The organism is Streptomyces sp. GDS52 (assembly GCF_052246875.1).
Taxonomy (GTDB): domain Bacteria; phylum Actinomycetota; class Actinomycetes; order Streptomycetales; family Streptomycetaceae; genus Streptomyces; species Streptomyces cathayae.
This window is the reverse complement of sequence record NZ_CM125966.1, coordinates 6,418,956-6,441,040: the sequence shown is the minus strand read 5'-3', so window position 1 is coordinate 6,441,040 and position 22,085 is coordinate 6,418,956. Positions and strand designations below refer to the sequence as shown.

General features: G+C 71.6%; 22 protein-coding genes. 16 read left to right on the top strand and 6 right to left on the bottom strand.

Annotated elements, in window-relative coordinates:
* Positions 1–4: 4 nt before the first annotated feature.
* Positions 5–814 (bottom strand): LysR family transcriptional regulator substrate-binding protein, encoded by an 810-nt coding sequence (locus ACTWJ9_RS29510; RefSeq protein ID WP_387035464.1) that lies wholly within the window; start codon positions 812–814, stop codon positions 5–7.
* Between the two features lie 71 nt (positions 815–885).
* Between ACTWJ9_RS29510 and ACTWJ9_RS29505 the strand changes: the two genes are divergently transcribed.
* Together ACTWJ9_RS29505 and ACTWJ9_RS29500 are read left to right on the top strand one after the other, a co-directional pair.
* Positions 886–1,278, top strand: coding sequence for a DUF5997 family protein (locus ACTWJ9_RS29505; protein ID WP_387035462.1), 393 nt, complete (start codon positions 886–888; stop codon positions 1,276–1,278).
* A 269-nt stretch (positions 1,279–1,547) separates the two neighbouring features.
* A complete protein-coding gene (locus tag ACTWJ9_RS29500) occupies positions 1,548–2,036 on the top strand; it encodes a hypothetical protein (RefSeq protein ID WP_388706291.1) in 489 nt (162 codons plus the stop codon).
* Between the two features lie 184 nt (positions 2,037–2,220).
* On the opposite strand, the gene ACTWJ9_RS29495 is transcribed toward ACTWJ9_RS29500, so the two are convergent.
* A complete protein-coding gene (locus tag ACTWJ9_RS29495; protein WP_279337309.1) occupies positions 2,221–2,454 on the bottom strand; it encodes a hypothetical protein in 234 nt (77 codons plus the stop codon).
* 108 nt (positions 2,455–2,562) lie between these two features.
* Here ACTWJ9_RS29495 and ACTWJ9_RS29490 point away from each other — a divergent pair, with 108 nt between their 5' ends.
* The 8 genes from ACTWJ9_RS29490 to ACTWJ9_RS29455 all read left to right on the top strand — a co-directional run bounded on the left by ACTWJ9_RS29490 (position 2,563) and on the right by ACTWJ9_RS29455 (position 9,838).
* Positions 2,563–3,420 carry a helix-turn-helix domain-containing protein gene (locus ACTWJ9_RS29490; protein ID WP_443294947.1) on the top strand — a complete coding sequence of 286 codons (858 nt, stop codon included), beginning with the start codon at positions 2,563–2,565 and terminating at the stop codon, positions 3,418–3,420.
* Positions 3,417–3,623, top strand: a complete 207-nt coding sequence (locus ACTWJ9_RS29485) for a DUF397 domain-containing protein (RefSeq protein WP_279337307.1) — start codon at positions 3,417–3,419, stop codon at positions 3,621–3,623. The genes ACTWJ9_RS29490 and ACTWJ9_RS29485 overlap by 4 nt, the downstream gene beginning before the upstream one ends.
* 135 nt (positions 3,624–3,758) lie before the next feature.
* Positions 3,759–4,343 (top strand): hypothetical protein, encoded by a 585-nt coding sequence (locus tag ACTWJ9_RS29480; RefSeq protein ID WP_279337306.1) that lies wholly within the window; start codon positions 3,759–3,761, stop codon positions 4,341–4,343.
* Positions 4,344–4,354: 11 nt separating this feature from the next.
* Entirely contained in the window at positions 4,355–4,831 is a 477-nt protein-coding gene (locus ACTWJ9_RS29475; RefSeq protein ID WP_384199849.1) for a GNAT family N-acetyltransferase, read from the top strand.
* 158 nt (positions 4,832–4,989) lie between these two features.
* Positions 4,990–5,553, top strand: a complete 564-nt coding sequence (locus tag ACTWJ9_RS29470; RefSeq protein ID WP_387035455.1) for an SRPBCC family protein — start codon at positions 4,990–4,992, stop codon at positions 5,551–5,553.
* Positions 5,554–5,771: 218 nt separating this feature from the next.
* Positions 5,772–7,280 (top strand): hypothetical protein, encoded by a 1,509-nt coding sequence (locus tag ACTWJ9_RS29465; protein ID WP_387035453.1) that lies wholly within the window; start codon positions 5,772–5,774, stop codon positions 7,278–7,280.
* 46 nt (positions 7,281–7,326) lie between these two features.
* The gene (locus ACTWJ9_RS29460; RefSeq protein ID WP_279337302.1) at positions 7,327–8,418 is read left to right on the top strand and encodes a DNA polymerase III subunit beta family protein; all 1,092 of its coding nucleotides are present in this window, start codon (positions 7,327–7,329) and stop codon (positions 8,416–8,418) included.
* A 127-nt stretch (positions 8,419–8,545) separates the two neighbouring features.
* Entirely contained in the window at positions 8,546–9,838 is a 1,293-nt protein-coding gene (locus tag ACTWJ9_RS29455; RefSeq protein ID WP_443294946.1) for an MFS transporter, read from the top strand.
* Between the two features lie 132 nt (positions 9,839–9,970).
* Here ACTWJ9_RS29455 and ACTWJ9_RS29450 read toward each other — a convergent pair whose 3' ends face one another.
* Positions 9,971–10,441, bottom strand: a complete 471-nt coding sequence (locus ACTWJ9_RS29450) for a cation:proton antiporter regulatory subunit (protein WP_279337300.1) — start codon at positions 10,439–10,441, stop codon at positions 9,971–9,973.
* A gap of 299 nt (positions 10,442–10,740) precedes the next feature.
* Here ACTWJ9_RS29450 and ACTWJ9_RS29445 point away from each other — a divergent pair, with 299 nt between their 5' ends.
* Positions 10,741–11,643, top strand: a complete 903-nt coding sequence (locus ACTWJ9_RS29445) for a universal stress protein (protein ID WP_443294945.1) — start codon at positions 10,741–10,743, stop codon at positions 11,641–11,643.
* A gap of 134 nt (positions 11,644–11,777) precedes the next feature.
* A complete protein-coding gene (locus tag ACTWJ9_RS29440; RefSeq protein WP_443294944.1) occupies positions 11,778–12,614 on the top strand; it encodes a universal stress protein in 837 nt (278 codons plus the stop codon).
* A 332-nt stretch (positions 12,615–12,946) separates the two neighbouring features.
* On the opposite strand, the gene ACTWJ9_RS29435 is transcribed toward ACTWJ9_RS29440, so the two are convergent.
* Positions 12,947–13,375 (bottom strand): secondary thiamine-phosphate synthase enzyme YjbQ, encoded by a 429-nt coding sequence (locus ACTWJ9_RS29435; RefSeq protein WP_384199859.1) that lies wholly within the window; start codon positions 13,373–13,375, stop codon positions 12,947–12,949.
* 105 nt (positions 13,376–13,480) lie between these two features.
* Here ACTWJ9_RS29435 and ACTWJ9_RS29430 point away from each other — a divergent pair, with 105 nt between their 5' ends.
* The gene (locus tag ACTWJ9_RS29430; RefSeq protein WP_443294943.1) at positions 13,481–14,611 is read left to right on the top strand and encodes an NAD(P)-binding domain-containing protein; all 1,131 of its coding nucleotides are present in this window, start codon (positions 13,481–13,483) and stop codon (positions 14,609–14,611) included.
* A 45-nt stretch (positions 14,612–14,656) separates the two neighbouring features.
* Here ACTWJ9_RS29430 and mltG read toward each other — a convergent pair whose 3' ends face one another.
* Together mltG and ACTWJ9_RS29420 are read right to left on the bottom strand one after the other, a co-directional pair.
* Entirely contained in the window at positions 14,657–15,523 is an 867-nt protein-coding gene (gene mltG, locus ACTWJ9_RS29425; protein WP_443294942.1) for an endolytic transglycosylase MltG, read from the bottom strand.
* Between the two features lie 43 nt (positions 15,524–15,566).
* Entirely contained in the window at positions 15,567–17,369 is a 1,803-nt protein-coding gene (locus ACTWJ9_RS29420) for an ABC transporter ATP-binding protein (protein ID WP_279337294.1), read from the bottom strand.
* Positions 17,370–17,535: 166 nt separating this feature from the next.
* On the opposite strand from ACTWJ9_RS29420, the gene ACTWJ9_RS29415 reads away from it, so the two are divergent.
* From ACTWJ9_RS29415 to ACTWJ9_RS29405, 3 genes are all read left to right on the top strand, one after another.
* The gene (locus tag ACTWJ9_RS29415; protein ID WP_279337293.1) at positions 17,536–18,003 is read left to right on the top strand and encodes a MarR family winged helix-turn-helix transcriptional regulator; all 468 of its coding nucleotides are present in this window, start codon (positions 17,536–17,538) and stop codon (positions 18,001–18,003) included.
* 269 nt (positions 18,004–18,272) lie between these two features.
* Positions 18,273–20,111, top strand: a complete 1,839-nt coding sequence (locus ACTWJ9_RS29410) for an ABC transporter ATP-binding protein (protein WP_279337292.1) — start codon at positions 18,273–18,275, stop codon at positions 20,109–20,111.
* Entirely contained in the window at positions 20,108–21,889 is a 1,782-nt protein-coding gene (locus ACTWJ9_RS29405; protein ID WP_279337291.1) for an ABC transporter ATP-binding protein, read from the top strand. Before ACTWJ9_RS29410 ends, ACTWJ9_RS29405 begins: the two co-directional genes overlap by 4 nt.
* Positions 21,890–22,085: the final 196 nt, after the last annotated feature.

Sequence of the window (22,085 nt, the reverse complement as noted above, 5' to 3'; positions counted from 1 at the left end):
GACGTCAGGACCCGCGGCGGGGGTTGCCCCGGCGCGGGTTCTTCGGTGTGCCGCCGGTGCCCTTCCGCCGCCCGCCGCCGGCCGGCCCGCCTGCCGCCTGCTGCCGACGGGCACCGCCCTTCTCGGCGGCCCGCCCGGGCTTCTCCTGCTTCTTCTGCTTCTTCTGCTTCTCCTGCTTCTCCTGCGCGGAAGGCTGGGGCCGGGTGCGGCCCCGGGTGCTGTTGACGGTCCGGCCGCGGACGATCCCGATGAAGTCCTCCACCGAGTCGGTGGTCGCGGCCTCGGGCCACGCCAGCGCCACGGTCGACTCGGGGGCGTCCCTGAGCGGCCGGTGAGTGAGGTCCTTGCGGTGGTGCAGCCGCGCCAGGGACAGCGGTACGACGAGCACACCGATCCCGGCCGCGACGAGCTGGACGGCGTCGGCGGTGGTCGCGGGCCGTTCGAGAGCGGGCTTCCCGGGCAGGGTCTCCCACAGGAGGACGTCGTCGAGGGGGTGCAGCACGATCTCGTCGGCCAGGTCCTCGGGGGCCACCTCGTCGACCGCCGTCACGAGGTGGTCCTTGGGAACCACGACGACCGTCTGCTCGCTGTAGAGGGGAATCGCGCTGAACACCGTCCGGTCGACGGGCAGCCGGACGAGGCCCGCGTCGGCGTCCCCGTTCAGCAGCAGGTCGGCCGCCTGTGCGGCGGGCACCTGGGTGAGGGTCAGCGGGACACCGGGCAGTCGCTCGTTCCAGACGCGTGCCCACTTGCCGGGCATCACCCCGGGTGCGTACACGAGCCGGAACGATGGGGACACATCGGAGCCTGTCACCGGACCAGGTTACCGGCCCCGTCCACCGATCATGGTCGGCGGTCGCGCACACGGTCGATACCCTGGACACCATGACGTCGCACCAGAGCACCCAGACGATGAAGCCCGCGACCGCGGCGAAGAAGCTGGGTGTGTACCTCGAGGCCACCCCCGCCGAATTCCGGGAGGGTGTCGTCTCACGCGCCGAGCTGAACGCGCTCCAGGCGGACCCGCCCCAGTGGCTGCGCGACCTGCGGCGCAACGGCCCGCACCCCCGACCGGTGGTCGCGGCCAGGCTGGGCATCTCCATCTCGGGTCTCGCCCGCGGCGGAATCACCGAGCCCCTCACCACGGATCAGATCAACGCCCTGCGGGAGGAGCGCCCCGAGTGGCTGGAGCGGGAGCAGGCCACCCAGGCGGAGGTCCGCAAGGAGGCGGAGCGCATCCAGCAGCGGAACGAGGAGCGCGCGAAGCGCAACGACTGATCGGCCGATCCCCACCGCGCCTTCCCTCACCACCGAACACCCCCGAACGACCTCGAACACCCCCGCACGGGCTTTCCCCTCGGGGGTGTTCTCGTCTGCACGCGCCCCCGCGTGCCGCGATGCCGACGGAACGCGAGCCTGCCCCACCCCTTCCGTCACATAGAAATATCTACGACCATGGCTGCACGCCGGGTCGGCACGCGGACGACCGTCGGCCCGTGACCAGCACGCGCCCGCAGCGGCGCAGCCGACCGTGCGCGGGGTGGGACATGCAGAGCACCGGATGGAGACAGGCCGTCGAATGGCTGGCCGCGGCGGCCAAAGACCCTCGGCAGTGCAAACGGGAATGGGACCACGGCACGGGGACGGCACTGCTCGCCGCAGGACGGTACTGGGACGTGCTGAGCGTTCCCGACCGGCTCGGACTGCTCGCCCTGGACCTCCTGTGGAGCGATCCGCTGAAGGTGCCTGGACCCACCCTGGTGGATGTCATGGCACGCAGAGTCGGATTCTTCCTGCCGCCCGACCCGTCCGGCCAGTGGATCGGGTTCGGCGTGCGGCACGTCAGCCGTGGCTCCTGGGTGGCGGTGCCCCCGCCGTACCGCCCCACCGGCCGCCTGGAATGGCTCGTCCCCCCGGACGGCACCGGCACCCTGCACTGCCCCACCACCCTCGAACAGGCCCTGCGCACAGCCACCGGCACCCTCGCCGTCCTGACCCCACCCGGCCCGGAACCGACGGAGCCGGACGGCTGGTGAGTGCCTCGCCGGGCTGATCAGTGGTCCGCCTGATCGCGCCGAGCCGACCGGCCGGGCCCCTGCGGGCCTCGACCACCGACCACGTCGCCCGCTCACGGAGTTCCTCGGGGTACTCACGGGGAGCAGGGACGCTCGACATCCTTCCGAGTCTTCGATGTCTCCCTCAGACGCGGGGACGGTCCCATCACCCGCTGCCGAGTTCTTGTGTGCGCGCCAGTACGCCTTCCGCCAGGCTGCGGAACTCCCGGTAGCAGGTCTGCACGTACTTCTGGGTGCTGCCGAGCGCACCGTCGGCGGCCTTCAGATCGAACATGGGCTTTCTGGCGTCGTGCGCGAGTCTCATGAGGCTGCGGTAGTCGCGCAGGGTGGCGATGTGGTGCCGGTCGTCACCGGGCTCCACCACTCCCTCGTCCAGCACGGCCGCTGTACGGCTTCGTACGGCAGGTGTACGGGTCGAAGCCCGTGGCCGGAACGGCTCACCGATCGTTGCCGTCACAAGGAACCACTGCGCAGAACAGGGGGCGTGATGAGCAGGACGACCCAGCGGGAATGCGGAACCACCGGTCAGCGCCGGCCGGACAAGGAACGCCCGGCAGCCTGGAGCGCCTACGGCAAGCTCGTCCGCCTCTTCCGCGAACGCGCCGGCCTCACCCAGCAGGCCCTCGCCGAGGCGATCGACTACTCGATGGAGCAGGTCGCTTCCGTCGAGCAGGGGCGGAGACCGGCCAAGGCGGCCTTCACGGAAGCCGCGGAGCGGGTGCTGGAGGCGGGCGGGGCGCTGCGGGTGCTCCAGGAGGACGTGGACCGGGCCAAACTGCCCGTCTTCTTCCAGGACTTCGCCCTGCTGGAGGCCGAGGCGGTGAGCAGGTTCTCGTACGACCCCCTGTTGATTCCCGGGTTGCTGCAAACCGAGGCATACGCACAGGCGCTGCTTGAAGCGCATTTTCCGCCTCTGTCCGATGAGATCGTCGAGCAAAGGGTCGCGGCTCGCCTTGCGCGTCAGGCGCTGCTGAGCCGCAAGAACCCGCCCATGGTCTTCGTGTTCGTCGTGGAGGAAGCAGCGATCCTGCGGGTGGTCCGCAGCACTGCCATCATGCAAGGACAGTTGGAGCACCTGCTGATGTGCTCGAAGATGCGCAACGTCGAACTCCAGGTCATGCCCACGGTCCGAGGTGCCCACAGCGGACTCAACGGGCCGATGGTGCTGATCGAGTCGACTGACCGCAAGCAGTTCGCGTACATCGAGGCACAGGACGTCGTAAGCGTCAGGTCCGACCGGCACGAGGTCAGCGAGTTCTGGCTGCGGTATGGGATGCTGCGCACGCAGGCCCTCAACACCGAGGAGTCCTCCCGTCTCATCGAGCGCATGGCAGGGGAGCTATGAGCACCGATCAGGGCATCGAGCAGTCCAGTGAACTCGCCTGGTTCAAGAGCAGCTACAGCGGAACGAGCGGCGGGGACTGCGTAGAGGTGGCCGTCGGCTCGGACACCGTGTATGTACGGGACTCGAAGGCCGTGGACGGCGGGCCCGTACTGCGGGTCGGCCAGGCCGAGTGGACCGCGTTCGTGGCGCTCGCGGCTCTGTAGCACCGCTGGAGTTCCGGAGCGCAACAACGGGCTCGTCCGCGCCACTTCCGCCTCCCGACGCCTATCGGCGGTTGCGGGGTGACAGGTCCATTCGGATCGCGCTGGACCTGCACGACCTGGACCAGGCCCGTCGAAGTGGCACAGGCCGTGGCCTCGGCGGGTGCCGAGTTCATCGAGGTCGGCGATCCGTTGATCAAGACGGTGGGTGTCACCGCCGTGGAGCGGATCAAGCGAGCCGTCCCCCACACCACCGTCGTCGCGGAGATGATGTCGGCCGACTGGGGACGCGACCAGGTGGTGCCGACGGCCGAGTACGGAGCGGACGCGGTCTTCCTCATCGGGCCGGCCACCATCGCGAGCGTGTCGGCAGCTGTCGACGCGGGGCGGCGGCTGGGCGTGCCCATCCTGCTGGACGTACCGTCCGGACATGTCTCCGCGCACTGGATCGCCGACAGGGAGCAGGCCGGTGTGGACGGCTTCGCCATCACCACCGACATCGACATCGGGGTCGGGAGCAACCATCCCCTGGCCCGCTCCCAGGCGCTCCACAGCTGGACGAGGCTGCCGGTCGCCGTGTCCGGCGGTTTCAGCTCGACCGACCGGATGGTGCTGCGCAGCCCCGAATGGGACGTGCTCATCGTCGGCCGCAGCGTCACGGAGGCCACCGACCCCGCCACCGCCGCCCGCCTGCTGACCCAATTGATCCACCAACCGGAGTGAGACCCACCGCCATGCACGTCACCCCCCTTCGCCAGGACCTGATCCCCGACGTCATCAAGTTGATGGAGCAGGGACCCCCTTACATCAGCCCCCGTACCGCGTCGGACTACTGGCTGTACGCGCACCTTTTCGCCTCCTCGTGCCCGGTCGCCCTGATCGACGGGGAAGTGGCCGGTGCGGTCATGGCGTTCCGCAGTCAGGAAGATCCCGAGGAGGTCTACATCCAGGACGTGATGACCAGTCCCGGCCACCGCAGGCTCGGCGTGGCGAAGACCCTGCTGGAACACGTACGGCTGCGAGCCGTCTCCTGGGGCTGCTCCCGTCTCTACTTGACGTCCGAACCCGAGAACACCGGCGCTCAGGCCACCTGGCTCTCGCTCGGTTTCCACAATGTGCCCGGAGAGATGGAAGTGAACGGCGTCTCGATCCACAGGGACTTCAAGGGTCCCGGCAAGCACCGGGCCGTCTACCAACTGCTGCTGTCCTGACCTCCTCTCCTGCCCGCGGTGACGACGTGCTTCTCAATGCCGTCGAAGAGCACGTCGGCCGCCGCCAGTACCCCTGCGCCCAGGAGCCTCACCCGTGCGCCCGCTTCTGGACGAGCCGACGAGGCCAAAAACTGTTGCGAGATACATCAAGATCTCAGATGATCAGGGAGTCCGAACCGAGGGAGACTGACGTGCGATTCGCCGATGGTCCACGTGTGCACTGCGATGTTCATGTCGAGGCAGCCTTACCGCGGGTCTGGGAGCTGGTGACGGACGTCCATCTGCCTGCCCGGCTCAGTCCGGAGCTGCAGCGCGTCGTATGGCTCGACGGCGCGGACCGGCCCGTGGTGGGTGCGCGCTTCGAGGGCTACAACCGCCACGACAAGCTCGGCGAGTGGCGGACCGTCTCCCACGTGGTCGAGGTGGACGAACCATGGGTGTTCGCCTGGGCCGTCACGGATGCGGACGGCCGGTTCGGAGAGCCGACGCTGGATCCGGCGAAGCCTATGGCGTCCTGGCGCTACGAACTCGAGGCCGAGGGCGAGGGCACCCGGCTGCGGCAGTCGGCCCTCATCGGGCCGGGCCGCAACGGGGTCACCCTGGCCATCGAGCGCTGGCCGGATCAGGAGGAGGAGATCATTTCCTTCCGGCTGAAAGAACTGCACGCGGGGATGGAGGCCACCCTTCACGGCATCAAGAGGCTTACCGAAGAGCAGCAGTGATCCGGGCAGCGGCCTCCGAAGGGTTGGTGGTATCGGTGTTGACCACCAGGGTCTTGCTGCCGATGGCGGCCGGGGTGCCGGCGGCGTGCTCGTACAAGTCGACCTCGCGCCGAGGAGATGCCGGGTACAGCGCCAAGCCGCATGCCCGGGCCCGGAAGTCTCCGCCTGGGGACGGGTCCTGACACTGCCTCAATTGCTGTGGTGAGCCCGGGGGCTCAGTGGAGGCAGAGGCAGATCGGCGGGCGGAGCGCAAGAAGGCGCTCACCGCTGTGTCGTCCTCGCTGTGGGCCGGGGCGATGACCCGCACCTCGGAGGACCAGTACCAGCTCTCCCCGCGGTGCCTGTACGACCAGGCCGCCGGGCTGCGTCGCGCCGCCCGCGCCATCGAACGCCGTCTCGCCGTGCCGTGCGGGAAGCGCGTGGGCAAGGCCCGGGGCTACACCGACCAGAACGAGCGCTTCCACAAGCAGTGCCGCCTGCAGTCCCTCAAGACCCGCCTGGCTGCCGTGGAGCAGCGCATCGCATCCGGTCGTCCGGCGATCACCGTCGGCGGCCGAGGACTGCTGAAGAAGCGTCACCACCTCGCCGACGCCCAGCTCACCGAAGAGCAGTGGCGTCGGCGATGGGAGGCCTCGCGCCTGTTCCTGACGGCTGACGGCGAGTCCGCGGCCCCGTTCGGCAACTACACCATCGCCGTCGACCCGGGCGACGGCGCCGTCACCCTCGTACTGCCCGAGCCCCTGCGGCACCTGGCCAACGCACCTCGCGGCCGTTACCGGCTTCAGTGCACGGTGCTTTTCCACCATCTGCGCGAGGAATGGATCGACCGCGTCACCGCCAACCGGGCCGTCCGCTACGACATCGTCCACGCCCCCGCCCGGGGCCGCTGGTACCTCGATGCCTCCTGGTCGTCGGACAAGGCCACGCCGCCCACCCCACAAGAGATCCGTGCCTCGGGTGCGCGCACGCTCGGCGTCGACCTCAACGCCGACCACCTCGCGGCCATCGTCCTTGACGAGCACGGCAACCCGACCGGTGGACCACACACCGTCCCGCTCGACCTGACCGGCCCCACCACCACTCGGGACGGCAGGCTCCGGGCAGCGATCCGCCGCCTGCTCTTCATCGCCCATGAGCACGGCTGCGCGGGTATCACGATCGAGAACCTCGGCTTCACCGACGCCCGCGCCACCGGCCGCGAGACCATGGGCCGCGGGCAGCGCGGCAAACGTTTCCGCCGCACGGTCGCAGGCATCCCCACCGCACGATTCCGCGAACGACTGCGCGGCATGGCCCACCACCACGGCCTGATCGTCATCGCCGTCGACCCCGCCTACACCAGCATCTGGGGCGGGAAGCACTGGGCCCCCTCGCTCCAGCAGCAGACCAGGACCACCGTCACCCGGCACCACGGTGCCGCCGTGGCGATCGGCAGGCGCGGCCTGGGACACAGGATCCGGCGTCGGCCAGGTGTGACCGCACCCGACCAGAGGATCGGGCAGCGGAGAGCTACCGGCCAGACCGCATCCCCTCCCAGGCCGCGCGGGACCACGAGCCCACCCAGGACAGCGGGCACGCCCCGACGGGGCGGCAAGACCCGACCGTGCCGAGGTGACCAGCTTGTGCTGTTCCCCGTCCTCGAAGACCGTTCGCGAGGTCACCAGGCCCTCACCGGCCCGGTTTGCGGCGAGTCGGCCACGCTGGCCGACTCCCATAGGAACGGTTGACCCTCGACCTTGTCGAGGGGGCAGGGTCTCGGGTGTGGAGAGCGAGATGCGCAGCATCGGTGAGATGGCCCGGGACAGCGGCCTGAGCGTGAGCGCCCTGCGGTTCTACGACCGTGCGGGGGTGCTGGTCCCCGACTGGGTGGACCCGGTCAGCGGCTACCGCTGGTACGCGCCCGGGCAGTCGGACGAGGCCAGGTTGCTGGCGCGGTTGCGCCGGGCCGGGATGCCGCTGGCCGACATCCGGCTGGTGCTGGCCGGCTGGGCCGGCGCGGACACCGATCTCGTCCGGCAGCTCCTTCAGGCGCACCTGCGCCGGCTGGAACAGGGGTTGTCCGATGCCCGCGGTGAGTTCTCCACGCTCCGAGCCCTACTCGACGACAGGGAGAAACCCATGACCTCGCTCCGTACCTCCTCGGCCCGGCCGACCCTTGCCTCGCCCGAACTGGCCACCGCGTTGGACGCGGTCCGTTTCGCCGCCGGCACGGATCCCGAACTGCCGATGCTCGGCGGGGTCCTGTTCGACATCGAGGGCGACATCCTGCGCCTCGTGGCGACCGACCGGTACCGGCTGGCCGTCGCGCGGACCGCGGTCACCGGGCACGGCGGGTCCCGCGTGCAGGTGACCGTGCCCCTGCCGCTGGTCGACGCGATGCGGGCGCTGGCCGGCGGCACCGAACCCGTCCGGCTCTCCGTGGACGGTGACCGGGTGGCGCTGGAGACCGAGAGCGGCCGTCAGGTGGCCGGCCAGTGCCTCGACCACGAGTTCCCGGACTACCGGCGCCTGGTCCATCTGCCGGCCGGGCGTCGGGCCCTCGTCGAGGTGGTGGCCTTCCGGGAGGCGGTGGAGGCGGGTCCCGTCCGTACCGGCGAGGTGCGCGAGCAGGACGGGGTGCCCTACGAGGTCAGCGTGCTCGGGGTGGCCGACGACGGCACGGTGGTCCTCTGCGAGGACGGTGACGACGGCCAGGACCGTGTCGCTGTCAACCGCGAGTTCCTGCTGCACGCCCTCGACGCCGGGGCCCGTGACCGGCTGGTCCTGGAGTTCGGCGCCTCCACGGCACCGCTCGCGATCCGCCGCCCCGACGACGAGGACACCTTCTCGCTGCTGATGCCGGTCCGGCTGGACAGCCAGGCCTGAGCCGAGCGCCGAAGCACTGAAGCGCTGAGGACCCCTGGCGGAATGGACCGATGGCTCGACATGGGTGGGTGAGACGTGGCGGGGACCGTTCGTCCCGAGGCCGGTACGGCATGGATCGGGGGTTCTGATGCCGACCGGTGACGAGACCGCGGAGTCTCCTGGAGCGGCTTGTGGCGTCCCGTCCGCGCAGGGTGGCGGGCGGCACTCGCGGGTCCAGGAGCGGCTGCCTCGGTCCTATCTGTGGTGGCTCGTCGGGATCCTGGTCTCGCTCGTGGGCAACGTGGTCTTCTACTTCGCTCTCGGCTGGGCCGCCAGTGCGTACGGCGGGAGCGTCGCGGGTCTGGTGCTGAGCGCGGTCACGCTTCCCCGCGTTCTGCTCCTTCTCGTCGGGGGTGCGGTGGGCGACCGGGTCAGCGCGCGTCGCGTGCTGATCACCGGCGATGCGGTGATGCTGGTCCTCTCGCTGGGTCTGGCCACCCTCGCCCACCACCTGGGGGCTCCGCCCTGGCTGCTCATCGCGACAGGTATTGCGGTGGGTGTCGTCGATGCCTTCTATCTGCCCGCCTCGGGGTCCATGCCCCGTCGGATGGTGGCCGAGGCACAGTTACCGCGGGCGTTGTCCCTGCGACAGGTCGGCGGCCAGGTGATCGCTATGGGAGGCGGGCCGCTGGGTGGCGTCCTGGTCGGTCTTGCCGGGCTTGCGGGCGCGGCCGTGTTCAACGCCGTCACCTTCGCCTTCACGCTGATCGTCCTGGCGGTCGTCCGCCCGCGGTATGAAGCGGCGCAGTCCCCCAGAGCGGCCGGTCTGCTCAAGGAGGCCCTGGACGGCGTGCGCGTGGCCTTCGCCCATCCGGTGCTGCGTCCGGGTCTTTGCCTCATCGGTTTCGCGGCCGGTTTCCTGTTGCCCGTGCTGTCGCTCCTGGTTCCCCTGCTCGCCCGTGAGCGGGAATGGGGCGCGGGGGCCGCAGGGCTCGTGATCGGAGCGCAGGGCGTGGGAATGGTGGCGATCACCCTGGCGGTGGTGAGGCGCGGTCCGCTGGGACGGCCCGGTCTGCTGTCGGCGGGCGCGCTCGTGCTGGCCGGTGCGGGGGTGCTCGCCCTGGCGCTGGCGCCGGGTACGGCGGGGGCGGTGACCGCCGGCGTGGTCATCGGTGTCGGCAACGGGATCTTCTCCTCGCACATCGCGCCGTTGGTTCTGGCAGCGGCGCCGGAAAGCCATCTGTCCCGCGTCCAGGCGGTTCTCGTGCTCGTGCAGAGCCTGGCCCTGTTGTTCATGAACAGTGTGCTCGGCACCTTCGTCGATCTCGAAGGTGCCACCGTCGTCCTCGTCGCCTGTGCCGTCATGCTCGTCGGCGTCGGGCTGGCGGGCCTGGCCTCCGGACCGCTCCGGAACGACCGCACGGGACTGCGGACCCGCTGAGCCGGGCTGGTCGCGCTTGCCGCGTACCGGTGGCACGGACCGGAGATGGCCTGCCCGTCGAGCGGCCCGCCGGCCGGTGGCCGGCTTCGTCAGCGTGGTGACGGAAGCTCGCGGAAGAGTGAGTGCGCGGGCTCACTCCCGTCCGAGGATCTCGGCGGCGGTCTCGATGCCCTCGCGGGTGCCGATGACGATGAGTGTGTCACCGCCCGCAAGCCGGAAGTCCGGGGTCGGGGACGGGATCGCCTCGGCCCGCCGCAGCACGGCCACGATCGAGGCGCCGGTGTCGGTGCGCATCCTGGTCTCGCCCAGCACCCTGCCGTTCCAGTGGGAGGCGGCGGACAGCTCGATGCGCTCCGCGACCAGGCCCAGGTCGGTCGTGTACAGCAGGTTCGGGCTGTGGTGGGCGGGCATCAGCGCGTCGACCAGGGCGGCCGACTCGGCGACGTTCAGCCTCAGCGACTGGGCGCAGGCGTCCGGGTCGTCGGACCGGTAGATATTGACCGTGCGTGCGCCGTCCCGGTGCGCGATCACGGAAAGGTGCTGGCGCTCACGCGTGGTGAGGTCGTATTTCACGCCGATGCCCGGCAGCGGCGTGGTGCTCATCCGTGGAGCAGGCACAGCCCGTCCCCTTCCCGGTTTCCTCTGGTCGTCCGTCGTGCTGGGTGAGGGGTCCCCCCATCCCGCTGATGGTCAGCCCCCGTGGGGGGACATGGTGTCATCCCGCTCTGCTGTCGAGAGAGTGGGTGGTGTCACGGATGGACAAAGGGTCGCGGTGGACTCGACTCTCACGAGGGCGGACCACCGGAGGATCCTGATCGCTCCGGAGGTGTGGCCCGTTGGGCCCATGACCACGGGGCGCCGCAATGGGATCATGGTGGTGACATACCGATTGGGGAGGCGTCATGAGTCGTCTGGTCGTAGTGGGAGTGGATGGATCGGCCTCGAGCCTGGCCGCGGTGGGTGCCGCGGCCGAGGAGGCCCGGCGGCGCAAGGCCGAGCTGCGGGTGGTGCATGCGTTCCTCTGGCCCGCCATGCATGTACCGCTGGGCCCTTCGCCGCTGGGCCCGCCCGGGGGCGGTCTGCAGGCCGTGGCCGATCAGCTGGTGGCCGAGGCGGTGGAGCACGCCAGGTCGGTGGCACCGGACGTGGACGTCTCGCACACCGTGGTGACGGGAGAACCGCTGTCCGTGCTGGAGGCGCAGTCCGCCTCCGCGGAGCTCGTGGTCGTCGGATCCCGCGGGATGGGGGGTTTCGTCGGGCTTCTGGTGGGGTCGACGGCGGTACACCTGGCGGCTCACGGGCGGTGCCCGGTCCTGGTCGTGCGTGAGCCGGGGGCGGCGGACGGACCGGTCGTGGTCGGGGTCGACGGCTCCCCGGCGGGCGCGAAGGCGATCGACTTCGCCTTCGCCGAGGCGTCCCTGCGCGGCGCCGAACTGGTCGCGCTGCACTCCTGGACCACCTGGAACGCGCCGGCCCCGGCCCCGCAGGACGAGAAGGCTCCCTACGCGAGCGAGCCCGGTGAGCTGGAGGCCGGCGAGGAGCGCCTGCTGTCCGAGGCACTGGCCGGGCACCAGGAGCGGTATCCCGGCGTGAAGGTCCGGCACGAGCTCGTGCACGGCGGCACCCGCGAAGCACTCATCGAAGCGAGCCGTACGGCGCGGTTGCTGGTGGTCGGGGCCCGGGGGCGGGGCGGGTTCACCGGGCTGCTGCTCGGCTCGGTCAGCCAGGCGATGCTGCACCACGCCCACTGCCCGGTGGCCGTCGTCCGCGGCGACAGCGGGGAGGAGGCGGAGGGGAACGCGTAGCGCGCTCCCCCTTCCGAGGCTTCCGGGCCGCCGGGCTCCGGGCCGGTACGGTCACCGGCCCGCGGGTACTCGGGTGCTCGCGGGCGTGACCGGGATGCACCTGCGCCGGCGCCCGGCCCGGACGGGAGTGAGCAGTGGATGACACGGTGATCGTCGGAGTGGACGGATCGCCGTCCAGTCTCGCCGCAGTGGACGTCGCGGCCCGTGAGGCTCGGCTGCGCGGCGCGCAGCTGCGGATCGTGCACGCCTTCAGTCGTGCGTCCGACCTGGATCCGATGATCCACGGTGTCCTGGCGCAGGCGGAACAGCGGGCCGCCGACGTGGCGCCGGGTCTGGAGGTGTCCAGGACCGTGGCCTCCGGGGGCACCCTGACGGTGCTGCGGAGCGAGTCGCGCCACGCGGTGCTGGCGGTGCTCGGCGGACGGGGCCGCGGCGGGTTCGGGGATCTGCTGCTGGGCTCGACGGTCGTGCAGTTGGCCGCCCACGGGCACTGCCCGGTCATGGCGGTTCGGGGACGCCCCGATCCGCGGGGGCCCGTACTCCTCGCCGCGGACGGCTCGGCGGCCGGTGCGGCGGCGGCCGGATTCGCCTTCGCCGAGGCGGCGCTGCGCGGGGCCCAACTGGTCGCCCTGCACGTGTGGAACACCTTGAACGAGCCGACACCCTACGAGGGTCCCGGCGCCCCGTTGAACGTGGTGGTGGACCTGGACCAGCTCCGCGAGAAGCACCGACACCGGCTGGAGGAGGCCCTGGCTCCTTGGCGGGCCGCTCATCCGGAGGTGTCCGTGGAACTGCTCGTGGAGCGGTCCCGGGTGCGCCACGCTCTGCTGGACGCCAGCAGGGAGGCCCAGTTGCTGGTGACCGGGGCCCGGGGGCACGGCGGCTTCACCGGGATGCTGCTGGGCTCGGTGAGCCAGGCACTGCTCCACCACGCCGACTGCCCCGTCACCGTCGTCCGCGGCGAGCGGTGACCGGACGGGGGCGGTGCCGTCGGACGTGATGACGTCCGGTCACCTCTACGGCACGAGGGGGCCAGGTATACGACGCGGGTCTCCCGGCCGGCGAACGCGGAGGTGATCGCGCGAGGGCGGCCGGTCCCGGGGCTCGCTCACGTACGACGCACCGGGCGCACCGGGCAGGTCCGCCGAGCGCACCGACACCGGCGACGGTGGCACCGCCGTCCTGGGTGGTCCACGGGAGTGTCCCCGGCGCCGGGCCCGACGCCGGCAACGAAGCGGGCGCCCGCCGGGCTCCGGCACGTCCGGCCCGCTCCGTCGGTCACCGGCCTCGCCGGGCCATCGGTCTACCGGCCGCCGAGGAAGCTCAGCCGGACCCGGCGGTCGGGGTTGTCGCGGTTGGTGTCGACCAGGCACACGGACTGCCAGGTGCCCAACTCCAGTCGGCCGTCCAGTACGGGCAGGGTGGCGTGCGGCGGGACGAGGGCGGGCAGGACGTGGTCGCGGCCGTGGCCGGGACTGCCGTGGCGGTGCTGCCAGCGGTCGTCGGCCGGGAGCAGGGTGTGCAGGGCGGCCAGGAGGTCGTCGTCGCTGCCGGCGCCGGTCTCGATGACGGCGATGCCGGCGGTGGCGTGCGGCACGAAGAGGTTGAGCAGTCCGTCGCGGCCGGCCGCCACCTCCCGCAGGAAGGACTCGCAGTCGCCGGTGATGTCGACGACCCGCTCCGCGGAGCCGGTGGCGACGTTCAGGACCCGGGTGGTGAAGGCATCTGACATGGTTTCCATCCTGGCCCATGTGCCGGGATCTTCGGGGGAGGAAGTATCCGGGCGGCGGCGACGGTTCGCGGGAAGATGTGTCCCCCTAGCGGCGTTAGTAGAAACATGAACTACATGAGTGAGGTCGAGGTGGCCGAGGTCCAGACAGTCGTCATAGGCGCCGGGCAGGCAGGACTGTCCAGCGCCTATCACCTGCGGCGCACCGGGTTCGAGCCGGACCGCGACTTCGTGGTGCTCGACCACAACCCCGGCCCCGGCGGCGCCTGGCGGTACCGCTGGCGCTCACTCACGTACGGCAAGGTGCACGGGATGCACTCGCTGCCCGGCATGGAACTCACGGACGCCGATCCGGCCCGGCCGTCCTCCGAGGTCATCACGGAGTACTTCGACCGCTACGAGCGGAGGTTCGACCTGCGGGTACGGCGACCGGTGCAGGTGCGGGCGGTGCGGGAGGGAACCGGCGGGCGGCTGCTCGTGGAGACCTCGGCGGGCGCCTGGTCGACACGGACGCTGATCAACGCCACCGGCACCTGGAACCGGCCGTTCTGGCCGCGCTACGAGGGTCAGGAGACCTTCCTGGGACGGCAGTTGCACACCGCTCAGTACCCGGGCCCCGAGGCGTTCGCCGGTCAGCGGGTGGTCGTGGTGGGGGGAGGCGCCTCGGCCACCCAGCATCTGCTGGAGATCGCCCCCCACGCGGCGGCCACCACCTGGGTGACCCGGCGGCCCCCGGTCTTCCACGAGGGCCCCTTCGACGAGGAGGCGGGACGGGAGGCCGTGGCACTGGTCGAGGAGCGGGTGCGGCAGGGGCTGCCGCCGCGCAGCGTGGTCTCGGTGACGGGACTGCCGCTGAACGACGCGATCCGCCGGGGTCTCTCCGACGGCGTCCTGGACCGGCAGCCGATGTTCGACCGGATCACGCCGGAGGGGGTGGAGTGGGGGTGGGGGTCCCCCCTGCTCGAGCGCAGTCGAGAGCTTGGGGGAGGGCGGCGAGTGGCGGCCGACGTCATCCTGTGGGCGACCGGGTTCCGTCCCGCCATCGACCACCTCGCCCCGCTGCGCCTGCGGGAGCCGGGCGGCGGCATCCGCGTCGAGGGCACCCGGGCGGTCGCCGACCCCCGCGTCCACCTCGTCGGCTACGGCCCCTCGGCCAGTACCGTCGGGGCCAACCGCGCCGGGCGCTCGGCCGTACGGGACATCAGGCGTCTGCTGGCGGAGGAACGCGTCGCGGCCTGACGCCCCTCCCGGGTGGCGCGGTGCCGGTGGCCGGTGCCGGCCGGCTCACTTCTCGGGCCGGCCGCTCGCTTCCTGCTCCCCTTCCTCCTTCTCCTTCTTCTGCCGCGCGTTGAACTCGGCGACGTTGCCCTGGTGTTCCTTGTGGTCGGCGGTGAAGCGGGTGTCGCCCGGTGCGACCGTGACGAAGTACAGCCAGTCGCCCGGCGTCGGGGTGATCGCGGCCCGCATCGCGTCCTCGCCGGGGTTGTCGATCGGGGTGGGCGGCAGCCCCATCCGCGTGTACGAGTTGTAGGGGCTGTCGACCTCGGTGTCCGCCTCGGCGGTGCGTGATGCCGAACGGCCCAGGGCGTAGTCGACCGTCGAGTCCATCTGCAGCGGCATTCCCCGCTCCAGCCGGTTGAAGATCACCCGGGCCACCTTGCCCATGTCGGCCTTGGTGGACGCCTCCGCCTGGACGATGCTCGCGACGGTGACGGCCTGGTAGACGTTCATCGCGTTGCGCTGCGCACCGGCGGCGACCGGGGCGCCGTTGAACTTCTTGTGGGCGGTGTCGACCATCAGTGACAGCAGTTGCTCCGGCGTCGCCCCCTCCTTCAACGGATAGGTCGCCGGGAAGAGATAGCCCTCCGGGTTCCCCTCGGCATCACCCGGCAGTTTGAGGGCGGCCTTCGCGAGGGACTTCTTCGTGCTCCCCGCGGGCAGTCGGAGGGCCTTGTCGACGGCCGCGTACACCTGGCTCGCCCGGTGGCCCTCCGGGATCACCAGGGTGGTGGGGCGGGGATCGTCGTCGCCCAGGGTCAGCAGGGGCACCGCCACGGCGGTACCGGCCACGACGGCCCCGGTCGCGACGAGGGCGAGCCGGCCCCGGCGCGTCAGTCGGATCGTGTTCCGTGACGGAGTGTTCTTCTGCATGCGGGCACGGTAACGCCCAGAACGCCGCAAACCCGGCATATTTTCATCTTGTCGGCTCCAGTTGAGCGTCCCTGCGGACAAGACCCGCGTAACGCCCGTCCAGTTCCAGCAGTTCCTCGTGCGTGCCGCGCTCGACCACCCGGCCCGCGTCGAGCACCACGATCTGGTCGGCGCCGCGGACGGTGGACAGCCGGTGGGCGATGGTGAGCGTGGTGCGGTCGGCCGACAGCGCGTCGATGGCCTGCTGGACGGCGGCCTCGGTACGGGTGTCGAGCGCGCTGGTCGCCTCGTCGAGGACGAGGACCGGCGGGTCGCGCAGGATGGTCCGGGCGAGCGCCAGACGCTGCTTCTCGCCACCGGAGAAACGGTGACCGCGCTCCCCCACGACCGTGTCGTACCCGTCGGGCAGGGCGGCGATGTGGTCGTGGATCTGCGCCGCACGGGCCGCCGCGTGGAGTTCCTCGTCGGTGGCGTCGGGCTTGGCGAAGCGCAGGTTGTCGGCGACGGAGGCGTGGAAGAGGTACGTCTCCTGGGAGACGACGCCGACCGCGCGCGCCAGGGTGTCGAAGTCGAGGTCGCGTACGTCCACCCCGTCGAGGGCGACCCGGCCGGAGGTGACGTCGTACAGCCGGGGCACGAGGTGGCCGAGCGTGGACTTGCCGGCGCCGGTCGAACCGACCACGGCGAGGCTGGTGCCGGCGGGGACGGTGATGTCGATGCCGTCGAGGACGGGACCGCCCTTCCCGTCGTAGCCGAAGGTGACGTCCTCGAACCGGACCTCGCCGCCGACCCGGGCGAGACGGACCGGCTCCGCGCGTTCGGTGATGTCGACGGGGAGGTCGAGGTACTCGAAGATGCGCTGGAACAGTGCGAGCGACGCCTGGACCTGGACACCGGTCGACAGCAGGCTCACCGCCGGCCGGAACAGGCCCTGCTGGAGCGAGACGAAGGCGACGATCGTCCCGATGGAGACGCCGGGCCCGCCCGCCTGCAGGACGATGCCCGCGGTCCAGTAGATGACGGCGGGCATGGCGGCCATGACGATCGTGATGACGGCCATGCGCCAGCGGCCGGCCATGTTCGACCGCACCTCCAGGTCCACCAGGCGTTCGGACTCGTCGACGAATGCGCTGGTCAGAGAGTCGGAGCGGCCCATGGTGCGGCCGAGCAGGATGCCGCTGACCGACAGCGACTCGGTGACCGTGGCGGCCATCGAGGCCATCTGCTTCTGGCGTTGGGTGGTGATCTTCTTGCGTTCGTTGCCGACCCGGCGGCTGATCCACACGAACACCGGCAGCAGGACCAGCGAGACGACGGTCAGCCGCCAGTCGAGGACGAGCATCGCGACGACGGTGGCGACGACGCTGGTGAGGTTGGAGACCAGCGAGGTCGCCGTCGAGGTCACGGTGGCCTGCATGCCGCCGATGTCGTTGGCGATGCGGGACTGGACCTCGCCGGTGCGGGTGCGCGTGAAGAAGGCGAGCGACATGCGCTGGAGCCGGTCGTAGACCGCGGTGCGCAGATCGTGCATGACGCGTTGGCCGACGGTCGTGGAGATCAGCGTCTGGAGCACTCCGAAGACGCTGGTGAGGACGGCGCTGAGGATCATGCCGAGGGCGAGCAGGCTGAGCAGCCCGGTCCGGCCCTCGGGGAGCGCGACGTCGAGGATCGCCCTCAGCAGGAACGGGGTGGCGACCGAGACGAGGGACGCCGCCCCGACGAGCAGGCCGACGATCGCGAGACGGCCCCGGTAGGGACGGAACAGCTTCAGGATGCGGCGCACCTGCCGGGGCTGTTCCCCGGCGCCCGCGGGTGCGCTCCAGACGGGTTCGCGGTCGGGATGCATGGTCTCCTTCGGGAACTGGCAGCAGGGAACTGGAGGAAGCGAAGAGCAGCAGGGGTGACAGGGAGCCGGGAACGGCCGCCTGGCACCGGCCCCTGCCGGGGTCAGCGGAGCCTAGCTCATTGTTACCTATACTCACAATGAACGGCATCCTGATATTGTTCCGCGCATGACCACCTCCGACCCCGACGGCCTGCTGGCCGAGCAGCTGCTTCGGCTGACCCGCCGGGTGCACCGCATCCAGAAGCGTCATCTGGTGCGGCGCGAGCTGGGCATCACCCCGGCCCAGTCCCGGTTGCTGCGCACCCTCGCCCACTACGCCTCGCCGCCGCGCATGGCCGACCTGGCCGAGCGGCTGGAAGTGGTGCCACGAGCGGTGACCACGCTGGTCGACGGACTGGAGGCGAACGGCAAGGTGCGGCGGGTGCCCGATCCGGCCAATCGGCGGGTGATCCGGATCGAGCTCACCGACGACGGGCACACCGCCCTGCGGGAGCTGCACGCCGCGCGCCGGGCCGCCGCCGAGGAGATCCTGGCTCCGCTGACGGACGAACAGCGTGAGGCCCTCGGCGGGTTGCTGGACACCCTGGTCGACGGAACGGCGGCCGCACCGCGGCAGGGCGACACGTCCTGCTGAAGCGGCGCGCCTCCCGCTGAGGCGGCGCGCCGCGACCGTCCGGAGCCTCGCGCCGTGGCCCGTCCGGATCCTGGCGCCGCAACCCGTCCGACGGGCCGCACGGCGGTCGTCCGGTCGCCGTGCCCCGCCGGCGCGGGCAGCCGGTTCCGTGCGGTTCCGTGGAAAACCGTTTGCCTTCCCGTACGCAGCGGGGTCAACCTGTCACGGTTTGCTGCCGCAGTCGTCCGCGGACGACGCACGGCCCCGCCTTTGCGAGTCACTGGGACGTCATGCAGATCCAAGACCTTCCGTATCCCGACCCGGGCGTGCCCGATGCCCGCTCGGGTCCCCGATTCCTGTGGTGGCTCTTCCGGAACCAGCTCTCCGGCCAGCTCAGAGCCCTGGCCTGGGGACTGCTGCATTTCTTTGCCGTCGCCTCGCTGCCGTTCTGCGTGGGCATCGGGGTCCAGGCCGCCGTCGATCGCTCCGGCTCCCGCCTGGCACTGGCCGGCGGTCTCCTGGCGCTGGCGTGCGCGGGAAACGCCGTCGGCGACACCTTCCTGCACCGGGCCGCCGTCACCAACTGGATCACCGCGGCCGCCCGCGTCCAGCAGGTGCTCGCCCGCAGGGCCGCGGTCATGGGGTCCGTACTGACCCGGCGCGTCGCGGCCGGCGAGGTGATGGCCGTGTCCACCGGTGACGTCGAGAAGATCGGCTGGTTCGTGGAGGCCCTGTCGCGGTTCACCGCGGCGGTGCTCACCATCGTGGCGGTCTGCGTCGGACTGCTCGTCCTCCAGCCCGCGCTCGGCGTGATCGTCGTCGTGGGGGTGCCCCTGCTGGCGCTCGCGGTACTGCCCCTGCTGCCGCACGCCACCCGCAGGGCCGACGCCCAGCGTGAGAAGGCCGGCCGGGCCACGGAACTCGCCTCGGACACCGTCGCCGGGCTGCGGGTGCTGCGCGGCATCGGCGGCGAGGAACTGTTCCTCGATCGCTACCGGCACGCGTCCCAGGACCTCCGCCACGCGGCCGTGCGCAGTGCCCGGATGTGGTCCCTCATCGCGGCGGTCCAGGTGCTGCTGCGGGGAGTCCTGCTGATCACCGTGGTCTGCTACGGCGTCCATCTGGCCCGTGCGGGGCGCATCGCGGTGGGCGAACTGATCACCGTCTACAGCTCGGTCATGCTGCTCGCCTATCCGCTGCGGCACTTCGAGGAGATCGCCATGGCGTACTCCTTCTCACGGCCTTCGGCCACCCGCGCGGCGCGTGTGCTGTCGCTGGAGCGGGCCACGGACACCTCGGGCGCGCCGCCTGCCGCCCCGCCCACCGGTGACCTGTACGACCCGGTGACCGGTCTGCTCGCCCCGGCGGGCCGGCTCACCGCCGTGGTGTGCGGGGATCCGGACGCGGCGGGGCGGCTGGCCGAACGGCTCGGCGGGCACGCGGCATCTGCCGCGCGGGACGGTTCGGTGCTGCTCGGCGGGGTGCCGCTCGACGAGCTGCCGCTGGACTCCGCCCGCGGCGCCGTCCTCGTGCAGGACAAGGACCCGGTGCTGCTGTCCGGCACGCTGCGCGAACTGCTCGACGTACCCGCCTCTGGTGCCGTCGGAGCGCGCGAGGCCCTGGAGGCCGCGCAGTGCGAGGACGTGCTGGCGGCACTGGTGCAGGGGGCGGCCGCCGCGTCGGACCCGATGGACGCGCTGATCACCGAACGCGGACGGTCCCTCTCCGGCGGTCAGCGCCAGCGGCTCTCCCTGGCCCGGTCGCTGGTCACCGACCCTGAGGTACTCGTACTGGACGAGCCGACCTCGGCCGTCGACTCGCACACCGAGGCCCGTGTCGCACAGGGCCTGCGCGCGCTGCGGGCGGGCCGCACCACCGTGGTGTTCGCCTCGTCGCCCCTGCTGCTCGACCGGGCCGACCAGGTGGTCTTCCTGCACGACGGGGCGGTCGTGGCGGTGGGCGGCCACCGCGAGCTGGTGCGGACCGAGCCCCGGTACCGGGCCGTGGTGGCCCGGGAGGACCGCGACGACCTGAAGGACGTCGAAGACCTGAGAAGCCTGGACGACCTGGACGGTCTGAACGGTCTGAACGGTCTGGAAGAACTCGAAGAGATCGAGGAGACGGCATGATCGGCGTGGCGCCCCCGGCCTACGACCCGGCGGCCCCCACCACGGCCGGCACCCTGCCCGTGGGTGCCCCCGCCACCGTCCGCGCCTACGTGGCCGAGCTGCTCCGCAGGCACCGCCGGGCCTTCGTGCTGCTGATCACGGTGAACACCGTCGCGGTGGTCTCCTCGATGGTCGGCCCGTATCTGCTGGGCGGTCTGGTGGAGCGGGTGTCCGACCGGACGCGGGAACTCCATCTGGGGCTCACCGCCGGGCTGTTCGTGCTCGCGCTGATCGTCCAGGCGGTGTTCGTCCGGCAGGTCCACCTGCGCGGGGCCGTGCTCGGTGAGCGGATGCTGGCCGATCTGCGCGAGGACTTCCTGGTGCGGTCGGTCGGGCTGCCCCCGGGAGTGCTGGAACGCGCCGGAACCGGTGACCTGCTGTCCCGGATCACCACCGACATCGACCGGCTCGGCAACGCGATGCGCGAGGCCGTGCCCCAGCTGGCCATCGGTGTGGTGTGGGCGGCGTTGCTGCTGGGCGGGCTGGTCGTCACGGCGCCCGAACTGGCGCCGGCCGTGCTGGTGGCCGTTCCGCTGCTGGTGGCCGGCTGCCGCTGGTACTTCCGGCGGGCGCCGGCGGCGTACCGCTCGGAGGCCGCCGGGTACGCCGCCGTGGCCGCGGCGCTCGCCGAGACCGTGGACGCGGGGCGGACGGTGGAGGCCCACCGCCTCGGCGAGCGCCGAGTGGCGCTGTCGGACCAGCGGGTGCGGGAGTGGACGGCCTGGGAGCGTTACACGCTCTGGCTCCGGTCGGTGCTCTTCCCGGTCGTCAACATCACTCATGTGACCGTGCTCGGCTCGGTGCTGATGATCGGTGGGGTGTTCGTCCTGCAGGGCTGGATCGGTGTCGGCCAGCTGACGACCGGGACACTGCTCGCCCAGATGCTCGTCGACCCGGTCGGGCTGATCCTGCGCTGGTACGACGAGTTGCAGGTGGCCCAGGTGTCGCTGGCCCGGCTGGTCGGGGTCCGGGAGGTCGAGCCCGACGCCGGTGACACCGCCCTGGCCCCCGACGGACGCCAGGTGCGCGCGGAGCAGGTGCACTTCGGCTACCACGAGGGCGTCGACGTGCTGCGCAAGGTGTCACTCGGGGTCGCCCCCGGCACCCGGCTGGCGCTGGTCGGCCCGTCCGGCGCCGGCAAGTCCACTCTGGGCCGGCTGCTCGCCGGGATCTACGCGCCCCGGGACGGCACGGTGACCCTGGGCGGTGCCGAGCTGTCCCGGATGACCGCGGAACGGGTCCGTAGCCATGTGGCCCTCGTCAACCAGGAGCACCACGTCTTCGTGGGTTCCCTGCGCGACAACCTGCGGCTCGCCCGGACGGACGCCGAGGACGACCGGCTGTGGGCGGCACTCGGCGCGGTCGACGCGGACGGCTGGGCCCGTGCGCTCGAGGACGGTCTCGACAGTGAGGTCGGCTCGGGAGGGCTCGCGCTCACCCCGGCCCAGGCCCAGCAGATCGCACTGGCCCGCCTGGTGCTGGCCGACCCGCACACGCTGGTCCTGGACGAGGCGACCTCGCTGCTCGACCCCCGCGCGGCGCGCCATCTGGAACGCTCCCTGGCCCGCGTCCTCGACGGTCGCACCGTCGTCGCCATCGCCCACCGCCTGCACACCGCCCATGACGCGGATGTCATCGCCGTCGTCGAGAACGGCCGCATCAGCGAGCTGGGCAGCCACGACGAGCTGGTCGCCGCGGACGGCGCGTACGCGGCGCTGTGGCGTTCCTGGCACGGGTGAGGGCCACGGCGTCCCGCCCGGCGGGACGCCGTGCCGTTGCGCGGAGTCGAACCTGGGTGGAAGGCTGGAGTCAGGCACCGGCTCGGGGAACATCCGGCAGCTCCGGAGGACCGGGGTGCGGGTGAGGCCGGTGCTCCGTGCAGGTCGGCCCGCAGCGGGCCACGGCGGGAACGGGCCCGCCGCCACCCCTGGAGGT

What these genes read in the sequence shown, in the direction of transcription:
- ACTWJ9_RS29460 (WP_279337302.1), top strand. Translation starts at nt 7,327, where the DNA reads ATGCGCAGCATCGGTGAGATGGCCCGGGACAGCGGCCTGAGCGTGAGC.
- ACTWJ9_RS29505 (WP_387035462.1), top strand. Translation starts at nt 886, where the DNA reads ATGACGTCGCACCAGAGCACCCAGACGATGAAGCCCGCGACCGCGGCG.
- ACTWJ9_RS29405 (WP_279337291.1), top strand. Translation starts at nt 20,108, where the DNA reads ATGATCGGCGTGGCGCCCCCGGCCTACGACCCGGCGGCCCCCACCACG.
- mltG (WP_443294942.1), bottom strand. Translation starts at nt 15,523, where the DNA reads ATGCAGAAGAACACTCCGTCACGGAACACGATCCGACTGACGCGCCGG.
- ACTWJ9_RS29475 (WP_384199849.1), top strand. Translation starts at nt 4,355, where the DNA reads ATGCACGTCACCCCCCTTCGCCAGGACCTGATCCCCGACGTCATCAAG.
- ACTWJ9_RS29410 (WP_279337292.1), top strand. Translation starts at nt 18,273, where the DNA reads ATGCAGATCCAAGACCTTCCGTATCCCGACCCGGGCGTGCCCGATGCC.
- ACTWJ9_RS29500 (WP_388706291.1), top strand. Translation starts at nt 1,548, where the DNA reads ATGCAGAGCACCGGATGGAGACAGGCCGTCGAATGGCTGGCCGCGGCG.
- ACTWJ9_RS29435 (WP_384199859.1), bottom strand. Translation starts at nt 13,375, where the DNA reads ATGTCAGATGCCTTCACCACCCGGGTCCTGAACGTCGCCACCGGCTCC.
- ACTWJ9_RS29430 (WP_443294943.1), top strand. Translation starts at nt 13,481, where the DNA reads ATGAACTACATGAGTGAGGTCGAGGTGGCCGAGGTCCAGACAGTCGTC.
- ACTWJ9_RS29445 (WP_443294945.1), top strand. Translation starts at nt 10,741, where the DNA reads ATGAGTCGTCTGGTCGTAGTGGGAGTGGATGGATCGGCCTCGAGCCTG.
- ACTWJ9_RS29490 (WP_443294947.1), top strand. Translation starts at nt 2,563, where the DNA reads ATGAGCAGGACGACCCAGCGGGAATGCGGAACCACCGGTCAGCGCCGG.
- ACTWJ9_RS29455 (WP_443294946.1), top strand. Translation starts at nt 8,546, where the DNA reads ATGCCGACCGGTGACGAGACCGCGGAGTCTCCTGGAGCGGCTTGTGGC.
- ACTWJ9_RS29420 (WP_279337294.1), bottom strand. Translation starts at nt 17,369, where the DNA reads ATGCATCCCGACCGCGAACCCGTCTGGAGCGCACCCGCGGGCGCCGGG.
- ACTWJ9_RS29485 (WP_279337307.1), top strand. Translation starts at nt 3,417, where the DNA reads ATGAGCACCGATCAGGGCATCGAGCAGTCCAGTGAACTCGCCTGGTTC.
- ACTWJ9_RS29415 (WP_279337293.1), top strand. Translation starts at nt 17,536, where the DNA reads ATGACCACCTCCGACCCCGACGGCCTGCTGGCCGAGCAGCTGCTTCGG.
- ACTWJ9_RS29470 (WP_387035455.1), top strand. Translation starts at nt 4,990, where the DNA reads ATGATCAGGGAGTCCGAACCGAGGGAGACTGACGTGCGATTCGCCGAT.
- ACTWJ9_RS29450 (WP_279337300.1), bottom strand. Translation starts at nt 10,441, where the DNA reads ATGAGCACCACGCCGCTGCCGGGCATCGGCGTGAAATACGACCTCACC.